We start from the raw sequence: 11,114 nt of genomic DNA, 5'->3' as shown, positions 1-11,114 counted from the left end.
GAACACAACTCCGAATAGCCTATAGCCGTAATCAGATCAGAGTTCCCTTTCCGGTCAGGCTGGACGATGAATCTTACATCATCAAAGAAGGACATTACCGCTTCCGAACTGCCCCGACATCCGGTTTCCTCCTCCCTGAAAAAGGCCACTTTGATGGAATCATACTTTTTCAGGCATTCCAGGCAGATGAAAACCCCGTTCTTGTCGTCGGCGCCCAGATTCTCAAACCTTCTGTTCCCCGGCGAATAACCGAATATAATATCTCTGGTTTCCACTGCCTTGAAATCCCCTGAATGGTTGCAGTGTGATACCTGGTCGATATGGCTCACCAGACAAGGATACGTCTCTGATTTTCCCTTTACCACATACAGGTTCCCGAACCTGTCCTTTGAGACCGATATGTTTCCGGGAAGCTGTCTGATATAGGAACAGAGGAATCTTATCATCCTCTGCTCCTTTCCGCTCGGGCTGTAGATACTATACAGCCTCTTCAACAATTGCATGTTCATGGCCCGTCTCTTTTTCAAGTTCATAACCGTATGGAAGATTGGTGGCCGGATTTACCCTGTCGAATACCTCCTCACCGAATTCCCATGCCTCCTTATTTTCCAATAACCTGCATAACGTATACACATTGATGCTTTTATCCTCATAGAAACCTTCCGATTCATTCCAGATATGGATTCGGGTTATATCGGTGTAATCCTCGTACCATTCACCGTCATACTCCGAGTAAATCCAATTTTTCCGTTTGAATTCCCCTTCGGCTTTCTCCATGCACTCCCTGCAACAATAGTATTCCTCTGTCATCTCCGAGTATTCCGCATCGTCCGTCAATATATCCGTCTGGCATTCATCACAGCAGACACAATCGTCCTCATGGTAATATTCCCCTCTGGATTCTACCCATACGAAATCATCCATGTTATTCACATCCACCCGGATTTCCCTTCCATTCCGGTAGCAGGACCTTGTTTCGTAACAGTAGTACTGGTGGTAATCGTCCCATTCGTCATCATCCGTATCACCGTAAAGGTTCAGGTCCGTAGTATCGAGATTATGCGAACAACAGGGGTTATGATAGTTGTAGGCCTTGTTCATGCTGTAGCTGTACCATTTGAAGGAATCCTGATAGGAAAGTGTATCCCACTCTTCCAGACAGCACTCTGTCTCAAACCTCCTGTCCGCTAACGGATTGCCATGAATATCCACGAACGCGTTGGATTCCTGACAGGAGGCTCCTACAATCTTATAGCCGTCTATATAATCCCCCTTGATAAGTTTGTCCACAAGCAGACGTTTCAGCACGTCATTGCCGTCCGAGGAGTATTGCCTTTCAAGCAGCCTCCATTTCCTGCCGTCCTGGTCCGTGACCTCGGTAAACAGAACCGCCCGTGCCACAACCAGCCCGTCCCTGTCGGTTATATAGGCCGCCTTGGCTTTTACCGAATCCTCATAGAACGAGGTCCTGCCCTTATCCGTCATACATGAGCCGAAATCCCCCCTGCAACAACTGCTGTCATAGATTCTCCGGAACGCATCATCGACATGCAGTTCCATATCGGGGACATGACCATAGGTATAAGTGCACCAGTTTTGGGTGAATACATCTCCTGAAATCCAGTTTACAACACATGGAGAGAGCAGTTTCCCTATCTCCGTTTCAAGGATGAGCTCCCTCATGAACTTTCCTGCCCTCATCTTGAAAATCCGGTTGCGTTCAATGTTGATATAGCGGATTGAATTCCTGTCCAGATCCTCGCATACGCCCCTGGCTTCATCAGTCCGATACCTGGAGGACCAATAGGCCGTGCCTATCAGCTCCACCTTATAAGGCAGTCCTTCATCCTTCTTCCCTGATTCGATGACGGCATCCGTCACCTTTTTCTGTAGGCCTGCCATATTATATATATGCAGCAGGGTATAGTCGTCGTGTTCCCTGCAATATCTGAGCAGCGCGGGGCTTTTCAGATGTCCCAGCAGTATCCTGTTCTTCCTTACCGCTGTACCGTTCTCCCTCTTTTCAAGGCCGAAATATGCCTTGAAACCTTCGTAACCACAAAAATCATAGTATAACATAATCTTCTGTATTTTAAATTAAATAAAAAAGGAGGGATACTTCCTTTCAGTCGGAAATATCCCTCCTCGGAATATCAGTCGGTATGTTTCAACCGTTTCAGATGAATGGTATCGTCTCGTCCTCCAGAACTCCCGATTCCACTATCTTTTGACATATCTCATGCGAAGCCTTGTTCCTCAGGTCATATCTGTAATCCTCACTTCCCATAATTTCAATCACTTCAACCATGCTTCTGAACAAGGTCTGTTGTAAGGTCCTGTGGAATGTAGTCACCGCCAAAGCGAATCTCTTTTCATTCCACCCATCGTCGTTCAGGGCATGTTCCAGTTCTTTGGCAGCCTTGAACTCTTTACTGTTTTCATTCAAATATTCTCCGTTCATGTTCTTACAGGTTTTAAATAGGTTCAACAAAAAAAGGGAGAAAGACCATGTTTGTCATATTCAGATCTTTCTCCCTTGTGAGTTGGTTTGTTTTCCGGTCTAACTCAGAAACCAGCCATAATTCTCTGTATCATCACCGTTCAAGGCCCTCTGGATACCGGCTGCAAAATCAGTGCAGTTCCGGTTTCTCTCCAGGAACTTGTCAATATAGGATTGCTTGGCTGCATCATTAAGAAGCTGCATCAAATCCCAGCAGGAAATCTTGTCTCTGCCACGTAGTCCGAAATTAGGATTCTCTATGTAGCCTTTCGTTGCCGCATTGATATTCGAATCGCCCAGGATAACTTTTGGCAGTTCTTTAAGCCCGGACGTCGGCAAGACCTGGTACAGTCTCAAACGTCCTATTATCTGACAGAACTGTTCCTGTGAAATCATTGTTCTTCCTAAGCCTTCAAGTAACCTGAGATTCTGCTCCGGATTGAAATCTTGAAACAGGCTGAGTGCCGAACTGTAGATATCCGCATCACTCATTACCTCCAGCCTTCCGGTCAGTCCGTCATTTGTCAACATAAGGTTGCTGCATACACGCACACGCCAACCGATGAATATCTTGAATTTCTCGGGTGATTTTCGGGCGTATAAGTTTTCTTCATTCAGACTTCTAACGCCGCCGATGCAAAGATGTACCTCCTCACCATTCATTTTTCTGCTCATGGTTCTGATATGAAAGCAAAAAGCCATTCGCTGATAATAGACAGTCTCGTCCTCCGGTTTAAGCTCTTCTTTTTTCTTGGTTAATGCACCCGGTACACGTCCTAAGATTTTATGTGACACTCTGATTTCCGTGTTCCCGAAGTTCTCGCCTGCAAAATATACTCTTGCGGCATCCTCTACCTGGTGAATAAATGCCTGGTGACTAATTGTTAGCTGGTTGTCACTGAAACTTGGTACGATACAGTTCCTTTCAAGTTCTTCAAGTGTGATACCCGAAGTGTTTGATTCGATGAAATTAGGATGTTCTTCTTCCGATACGATTACGGCATCTTCAACATTGATTGCATCCGTCATTCCTGTTACCATTCCGATTGTCCTTGGAATGATGGTAAGTTCTCTTGTTTCCATACTCTTATTGTTTTTTGGTTGTTAATAAAATCCGATAAACGAAAAAAAGCCAAGAGGTCTATTTCTTTGTCTTTAAAAATAAACTTCTTAGCTTCTTGATTCCTTTGAGGATTGATGTTGTCACCTCAAGGATAGTTATTATCACGTCCGCTTTCTTGTCATAATCCATTCCCAGACGTCATATCAGTTCTCGGTTGTTGTATCACCTGCATCAACTTTCTTACCCGCGGCGGATTTTCTCCTATATCTGCCGCCATACTTTTCCACAAGCTCGATTACTACTGAGCTTGCGATAATTATCTCGGCTAGATACGCTGCGATTTTGATTCCTTTTATTAATTTTCCCATTTCTCTCTTGATTTTAAATTGTTAATATTATTGTTCCTATTCTCTGTTTCTATTATATATCATTTATCATTCTCATATATAAGGCTTTGAGGTGGAACGAAAGAAAGGGGAGACAGGAGAAGAAAAAAAGGAAAGCCGTCGCCACAGTTCCTCGCTATGACTTGACTTTCCGCTATTCCATTCAGTTTTGCATATAGAGACTAAAGCTGCTATAACTACTCCTGATTTCATAGCCCTCGAATTAAATTTCCAACCATTATCTGAAATTGGAGTTAACCCGGGTAAATTGTTTATTATTGTCATGCTTGAAGCTGAGCACGCTTTATCCGGTGCTTATTAGACTTCAAGCTTTTATCATATATAAGAGTTTGAGGGGATTTGAAAAGGAGGGAAATAATAAAAGGAAAAGCAATCCCCATTTTGCAGTTTATAGAGATTGCTTTTTTGAACTAAATGGTGGAAAATCTTATCACTGTTGTTTATTCTCTTCTTTTTCGATGACTTTTAGAACTCGGTCTATTTCATAAAGAGATGATTGTATGTCTGGATCAATCCAATTCAAAATCTGAGTGATTGTTTGATATATTTCTTTGGCGTATGAAAAATCCAATCTTCTACCCACAAAACAAATGGATTCGTTGTGATTGATGCGATTCCTAAAATCACGAATTTTATTCAAAGCTTCATATACTTCTTTTCTTCCATAACCGGCAGGCAGTTTCTGGAACGCTTGAATAGGAACACCTTTTAAGATTTTATAATGGATTAGGTCAAAGAAACTAATCCAGAAACCTAAAGTCTGTTCAGCTATTATTCGTCCGGCAGTAATATTCACACCTTTATTTTTTAGTTTCTGCTCAGCTTTTGATACTTCACGAAATAAGTAATCATTGGTAAGGGTTACCCCTGTACGCTTATTTTTCTTAATAAGTAAAGGACTTTTCATAAACCCGGATTGTTGGTTTATAATCCAATTCCCATCATCAAAGTGTTTTGCAAGTTCACTATGTAGCCTGTTTCTAAGAATAACCTCCAAAACACCTAAAAGTGGATGAAAGGCTTGTGCTATCTTTAGATTCCCATAATATAGCATCATAGCTTTTGCCTTACTATGTTTAGCTGCTTTATAGTACTTGGAAATTCTTGAATATGAATAGTATCTAACAAATTTTTTATATTTCATTTTGGCTGCTTGATTAAAAATCACTATCTTTGTACCGTGATGCTCAGTAAAGCCTCTGACTATCAAAGTTACGTAACTGAGTTTTAAGGCATAACCCATTCCATCAAGGAGTGGGTTTTTATTTGCCACAAAGATAGAAATATTCGGCCTATCATCAAACCTTAATAGAAAAGGTTATCAAGCGTATCAGACAAAATTTTACTTTTCTCTTTCTTCTTCCTCCTATGGCTATACATAAGGGCTAAAGCTGCTTTTTTGCAACCTTTAACAAAGAGTGGTTAAATGAGTATAAAAGATTGGGGGAGTAAGAGGGGGAGTAAAGAGATTTATAAAAAAAGTCGCTGATTATCAGCGACTTTTAGGGTTAATCGTGGAGCTGGAGGGAATCGAACCCTCGTCCAAACGAGGAAATCATAAGCTTTCTACATGCTTATCTTTGCCTGAGTTTTCGTGTAACGGCAGAACCAAAGCCATCAACCGTTACCTTATCCTCTGAATTTTCATCCGCACTTCGAGGCAAGTACGAACTATCTCCGATGTAACTGCACCACTTTACCGGAACGCTTCGGAGCGACAGCTTCCGAGTGATGTCTCGTCCCAACACCTTGTATCGGGATTAAGCTAACCTACTATGATTCGATTAAGCAGCAAGAGCAAATTGTCTTTCGCCAGATAAAATTTTGAAGACTGAGATTTAAGTGCAAATCAACGACGCACTGCATGCTTACCTACTATTTCTGCCCGCTGTCAAATCCAGTCAACCCCAGATGCTTATAACTTGCAGAAGTTATGGGACGACAAAGGTACGAATAAATTTCCATATTATAATCCCTATCCGACAAATTTATGCCTTATCGCGTTCTGTTTTCGCGAGACGTGCGATACTTTCCCTACCCAAGCCGGTGTGTAGAAACAGTTTAATCTTTAAAAGCTCTACAATAACCTTCGATATTTTCCTGCTCAGACCGGTAAGCAGAGGCAGTTTAATCTTTAAAAGCCCTACAATAACCTTCGATATTTCCCTGTCCAGACCGGTAAGCAGAGGCAGTTTAATCTTTAAAAGCCCTACAATAACCTTCGATATTTCCCTGTCCAGACCGGTAAGCAGAAACAGTTTAATCTTTAAAAGCCCTACAATAACCTTCGATATTTCCCTGCTCAGACCGGTAAGCAGAGGCAGTTTAATCTTTAAAAGCCCTACAATAACCTTCGATATTTCCCTGTCCAGACCGGTAAGCAGAAACAGTTTAATCTTTAAAAGCCCTACAATAACCTTTGACATTTCCCTGCTCAGACCGGTACGCAGAGGCAGTAGCATCACAGGAGACAAACAGTTTCCCTGCATGAAACCGTCTGTTTCAACCGATAAAACTCTCAGTACCGACACCGTGAAACAAAGTGTTTCCCTATGCGGAACACTTTGTTCGGCAGGTTGGAACACTTTGTTCCGCCGGTGCGAACAGTTTGTTTTTATAGCACGCGAACAGTTTGTTTCACCGTACAAAACAGTTTGTTTCAACCGTTGGAACACTTTGTTCTCCCTGGGGAAACACTTTGTTCATCGCTATGTAACCGGAAGCAGTCCGCAGTATGGACGATAACTACCCGTAGTCCGGACTATTTTACCCCTCTCTGTCTCTGAAAATCCATACCTTTGACACCGGAAGAAAACTATAAAAAACATACCATACCATGAAGAGATTAATCGTAGCGACCTTGTTGCTGGGCAGTGGTACATTACTGTCGGCACAAAAAACGGCGAAAGTACCGGCACACTACAAACCGGTAAAAAGCGGGATGTATCATAAAGGCTGGATAGACTTCAATAAAAACGGCATAAAAGACATATACGAAGACCCCTCCGCACCAATCGACGCCCGCATCGAAAACCTTCTGCAACAGATGACGCTGGAGGAGAAGACCTGCCAAATGGTTACCCTCTACGGCTACAAACGGGTGCTGAAAGACGCCCTGCCCACTCCCGAATGGAAACAGATGCTCTGGAAAGACGGCATCGGTGCTATCGACGAACATTTGAACGGTTTCCAGCAATGGGGACTGCCGCCCTCGGACAACGAAAATGTATGGCCTGCCTCGCGCCATGCCTGGGCACTGAACGAGGTGCAACGCTTCTTCGTGGAAGATACCCGCCTCGGTATTCCCGTAGATTTCACCAATGAGGGTATCCGCGGTGTAGAGAGCTACAAAGCCACCAACTTCCCCACTCAACTGGGATTGGGACATACATGGAACCGCGAACTAATCCGCCAGGTAGGACTTATCACCGGACGCGAGGCACGCATGCTGGGCTACACCAACGTCTATGCTCCTATCCTCGATGTGGGTCGCGACCAGCGTTGGGGACGCTACGAAGAAGTCTACGGCGAATCTCCCTACCTCGTTGCCGAACTGGGTGTCGAAATGGTACGCGGGCTGCAACATAACCACCAGGTAGCGGCCACAGCCAAGCACTTTGCCGCTTACAGCAACAACAAAGGCGCACGTGAGGGCATGTCGCGCGTAGACCCGCAAATGTCGCCGCGTGAGGTGGAAAATATCCACATCTACCCCTTCAAGCGGGTAATCCGCGAAGCCGGATTGCTGGGCGTAATGAGTTCCTACAACGACTACGACGGCATCCCCGTTCAGGGAAGCTATTACTGGCTGACGACCCGCCTGCGCAAAGAAATGGGATTCCGCGGCTATGTAGTATCGGACAGCGATGCAGTAGAATACCTCTATACCAAACACGGCACTGCCAAAGACATGAAAGAAGCTGTGCGCCAAAGTGTGGAAGCCGGACTCAACGTACGCTGCACATTCCGCTCGCCCGACTCCTTCGTGCTCCCGCTACGCGAACTCGTTGAAGAAGGCGGACTGAGCGAGGAAGTCGTCAACGACCGTGTACGCGACATTCTCCGGGTGAAATTCCTCATCGGGCTGTTCGACGCCCCCTACCAGACCGACCTTGCAGGAGCGGACGATGAAGTGGAGAAAGAGGCTAATGAAGCCGTTGCCTTGCAGGCATCCCGCGAATCCGTCGTATTGTTGAAAAATGCAGATAACACACTGCCGCTGGATATCGACAAGATAAAGAAGATTGCCGTCTGCGGCCCGAATGCCGATGAAGAAGGTTATGCCCTGACCCACTACGGGCCGCTCGCCGTAGAGGTAACCACCGTTCTCGAAGGTATCCGCGAAAAAATGCAAGGTAAGGCAGAAGTGCTTTATACCAAAGGTTGCGACCTGGTAGATGCCCATTGGCCTGAAAGTGAAATCATAGAATATCCCCTCACCGCCGGCGAGCAGGCAGAAATAGACCGTGCCGTAGCCAATGCCCGCCAAGCCGATGTATCGGTAGTAGTGCTGGGCGGCGGACAACGTACCTGCGGCGAGAACAAATCGCGCACAAGCCTGGAACTTCCAGGACGCCAGTTGAAACTGCTCCAGGCAGTGCAGGCTGTGGGCAAGCCGGTGGTGCTGGTACTGATTAACGGCCGCCCGTTGTCTATAAACTGGGCAGACAAGTTCGTACCCGCCATTCTCGAAGCTTGGTATCCGGGCTCCAAAGGCGGTACGGCAATAGCCGACATCCTCTTCGGCGACTACAATCCCGGCGGCAAGCTGACGGTTACCTTCCCGAAAACCGTGGGACAGATACCGTTCAACTTCCCCTACAAGCCGGCTTCGCAGATTGACGGCGGCAAAAATCCCGGGGCGGACGGCAATATGTCGCGCATCAACGGAGCACTTTACCCCTTCGGCTACGGCCTGAGCTATACTACCTTCGAATATTCCGACCTCGAAATCACCCCTAAAACAATCACCCCCGACCAAAAGGCTACCGTACGGCTAAAGGTAGCGAATACCGGTAAACGGGCGGGCGACGAAGTGGTGCAACTCTATACCCGCGATGTGCTGAGCAGCGTTACCACCTATGAAAAGAACCTTGCCGGCTTCGAGCGCATCCACCTGAAACCGGGAGAGACAAAAGAGGTTGTATTCACGCTCGACCGCAAGCACCTGGAACTGCTGAATGCCGACATGAAGTGGACGGTGGAACCGGGAGAATTCGCCGTAATGGCAGGAGCATCCTCCGAGGACATCCGCCTGAACGGTGTGCTGACCGTAGAAGATTATCAAAGCCGCCTGCAGGCGCTCGAAAGTCAAAAGCCCGTCAGCCCCGTAACGGCAAGTACCGATATGGAAAACGCCCCGAACGTGCTCGACGGAAAAATCAGTACTGCCTGGCAGGGCAATAAGGGAGACTACATCACTTTTGCTTTGAAGAACGGAGCCAAAGTGGATGAGGTATCTATCGCCTTTAAACGCGAAAACAAGCTGCCGGCAGAATTCGAAATACAGCTTTCGGGCGGTGGCGGGCAATTCCTGACGGTGTACTCGGGCACTGTGAGCCAGTACGACCAGCTCATCTCCTATTCGTTCAAGGGAACTACCGCCAGCGACCTGCGCATCATACTGAACGACGACCGCGTGGGAATAGCGGAAGTGGTGTTGAAAGAATGATTCGTTCCGGCATCTGTCCATTAGTTAATCTTTCGTAAATGAGTTTCCGGGAACAAAGAACTTCGTTAACTTTGTTTTTTAATTCATTGCTATAAACTGACAGAGATATATGAAGAGAAAAATGATATGGCTTGCCGGACTTTTAATAACCGCAAGTACTTATGCCCAGACAGATGTCACCACCGGTATAATGCGCGGCAAGGATTACGGAGTAACCTATCTCCTGCCCAAAACCGAAATAGAAATCGTGGTAAAGGCTACCAAACATACGTATATGCCCGGGGAGTTCTGCAAATATGCAGACCGCTACCTGCGCATGAACAACGTACCCGCCGACCCGGAAATCTATTGGACTATCGACAAATTGCAGACCCGTGTAGCCGGAGTGCCCGATAAAAACAACGTTTACTTCGTTAAGCTGAAAGACAAGACCGTAGCCCCGTTAATGGAACTTACCGAAGACGGTATCGTGCGTTCTATCAATATGCCGCGCAGCAACCGTACAGTACCGGCAGCCAAAGTAACTGCCGCTGCACAGGAAACGGTAGACCCGCGAAAGTTCCTGACGGAAGAAATACTCATGGCGAGCTCCAGAGCTAAAATGGCGGAATTGGTGGCCAAAGAGATTTACAGCATCCGCGAGAGCAAGAATGCCCTGCTGCGCGGCGAGGCCGACAATATGCCGCAAGACGGCGCCCAGCTCAAAATCATGCTCGACAACCTGAACTTGCAGGAACGTGCCATGACGGAAATGTTCTCCGGCACGCTGAAAGAAGAGAGCAAAACGTTTACAATCCGTCTGGTTCCTAAGGAAATGGACAAGGAGGTGGCTTTCCGTTTCTCCAAACGGCTGGGTGTGGTAGACAAGGATGATTTGGCAGGCGAACCGTATTATATCACCGTGACTGACCTGAAAACTCCCATTATCCCCGAAGACGACGGCAAGAAGAAGGTAGACGGGGTGGCTTACAATGTGCCGGGACGCGCCCACGTTATACTGACCGGCAATAGCAAGGTATTATTCGACGGCGAACTGTCCGTCACACAGTTCGGTACGACAGAGTATCTCGCTCCCGTATTATTCAACAAAAACTCTACTATAAAAGTCTTGTTCGACACAGCCACAGGCGGGCTGCTAAAAGTAGACAGGGAAAACAATTAAGAAGCTGAAAGTGGGATATTCAGTAAATGTCCCTAAAAAAACAAGATGGCATATGAAGCTGATAGAGCATAACCACTTCATATGCCATTATTATTGTCATTTTTCTGTGCTTTCTCACGTAATTCTATCCGGTAGGACATGAAGTTCTGGAAGAAGTCTGATGACCCCTTCTGATTCTGTGCATAAAATCATATCATGCTGCTTTAGCCGTCCTGTTTTTGATCTTGTCTGTCATCATTACGGCATTTGCCGTATGTATTCCGAAGAAAATCCACAGTATTTCAGTCTTCCTGTTTCTGGCCTTTATCCTT

At 46.1% G+C, this 11,114-nt stretch carries 8 protein-coding genes, 1 other RNA gene and 1 pseudogene; 2 read left to right on the top strand and 8 right to left on the bottom strand.

The features are described 5' to 3' along the window. From C233_RS0121410 to C233_RS0121375, 8 genes and pseudogenes are all read right to left on the bottom strand, one after another. Nucleotides 1-509: pseudogene (locus C233_RS0121410) on the bottom strand (hypothetical protein); the annotation flags it as partial. Next, nucleotides 478-2,079: a hypothetical protein gene (locus C233_RS0121405; protein WP_018669149.1), complete on the bottom strand. Its 1,602-nt coding sequence runs from the start codon at nucleotides 2,077-2,079 to the stop codon at nucleotides 478-480. The pseudogene C233_RS0121410 and the gene C233_RS0121405, both read right to left, overlap by 32 nt. A gap of 97 nt (nucleotides 2,080-2,176) precedes the next feature. Next, the gene (locus C233_RS0121400) at nucleotides 2,177-2,461 is read right to left on the bottom strand and encodes a hypothetical protein (protein ID WP_018669150.1); all 285 of its coding nucleotides are present in this window, start codon (nucleotides 2,459-2,461) and stop codon (nucleotides 2,177-2,179) included. Between the two features lie 99 nt (nucleotides 2,462-2,560). Further along, nucleotides 2,561-3,583 (bottom strand): DUF3871 family protein, encoded by a 1,023-nt coding sequence (locus tag C233_RS0121395; RefSeq protein ID WP_018669245.1) that lies wholly within the window; start codon nucleotides 3,581-3,583, stop codon nucleotides 2,561-2,563. Between the two features lie 183 nt (nucleotides 3,584-3,766). Beyond that, the gene (locus tag C233_RS24675; RefSeq protein ID WP_018669525.1) at nucleotides 3,767-3,931 is read right to left on the bottom strand and encodes a hypothetical protein; all 165 of its coding nucleotides are present in this window, start codon (nucleotides 3,929-3,931) and stop codon (nucleotides 3,767-3,769) included. 469 nt (nucleotides 3,932-4,400) lie between these two features. Beyond that, nucleotides 4,401-5,243, bottom strand: coding sequence for an Abi family protein (locus C233_RS0121380; RefSeq protein WP_018669524.1), 843 nt, complete (start codon nucleotides 5,241-5,243; stop codon nucleotides 4,401-4,403). Between the two features lie 239 nt (nucleotides 5,244-5,482). Continuing rightward, nucleotides 5,483-5,879: a transfer-messenger RNA gene (gene ssrA / locus C233_RS23925) on the bottom strand. A gap of 79 nt (nucleotides 5,880-5,958) precedes the next feature. Further along, entirely contained in the window at nucleotides 5,959-6,396 is a 438-nt protein-coding gene (locus C233_RS0121375; RefSeq protein ID WP_167321145.1) for a hypothetical protein, read from the bottom strand. 410 nt (nucleotides 6,397-6,806) lie between these two features. Between C233_RS0121375 and C233_RS0121370 the strand changes: the two genes are divergently transcribed. Together C233_RS0121370 and C233_RS0121365 are read left to right on the top strand one after the other, a co-directional pair. Then, complete coding sequence (locus tag C233_RS0121370; protein WP_018669522.1) at nucleotides 6,807-9,641, top strand: glycoside hydrolase family 3 N-terminal domain-containing protein; 2,835 nt, start codon at nucleotides 6,807-6,809, stop codon at nucleotides 9,639-9,641. 109 nt (nucleotides 9,642-9,750) lie between these two features. After that, nucleotides 9,751-10,803 (top strand): DUF4831 family protein, encoded by a 1,053-nt coding sequence (locus tag C233_RS0121365; protein WP_025069259.1) that lies wholly within the window; start codon nucleotides 9,751-9,753, stop codon nucleotides 10,801-10,803. Nucleotides 10,804-11,114: the final 311 nt, after the last annotated feature.

The organism is Bacteroides gallinarum DSM 18171 = JCM 13658, assembly GCF_000374365.1.
GTDB classification, from domain to species: domain Bacteria; phylum Bacteroidota; class Bacteroidia; order Bacteroidales; family Bacteroidaceae; genus Bacteroides; species Bacteroides gallinarum.
This window is presented reverse-complemented; position numbering and strand designations above follow the sequence as displayed.

Coding starts and splice junctions, on each gene's coding strand:
- C233_RS0121375 (WP_167321145.1), bottom strand. CDS start 6,396: ATGTCAAAGGTTATTGTAGGGCTTTTAAAGATTAAACTGTTTCTGCTT.
- C233_RS0121405 (WP_018669149.1), bottom strand. CDS start 2,079: ATGTTATACTATGATTTTTGTGGTTACGAAGGTTTCAAGGCATATTTC.
- C233_RS0121395 (WP_018669245.1), bottom strand. CDS start 3,583: ATGGAAACAAGAGAACTTACCATCATTCCAAGGACAATCGGAATGGTA.
- C233_RS0121365 (WP_025069259.1), top strand. CDS start 9,751: ATGAAGAGAAAAATGATATGGCTTGCCGGACTTTTAATAACCGCAAGT.
- C233_RS24675 (WP_018669525.1), bottom strand. CDS start 3,931: ATGGGAAAATTAATAAAAGGAATCAAAATCGCAGCGTATCTAGCCGAG.
- C233_RS0121400 (WP_018669150.1), bottom strand. CDS start 2,461: ATGAACGGAGAATATTTGAATGAAAACAGTAAAGAGTTCAAGGCTGCC.
- C233_RS0121370 (WP_018669522.1), top strand. CDS start 6,807: ATGAAGAGATTAATCGTAGCGACCTTGTTGCTGGGCAGTGGTACATTA.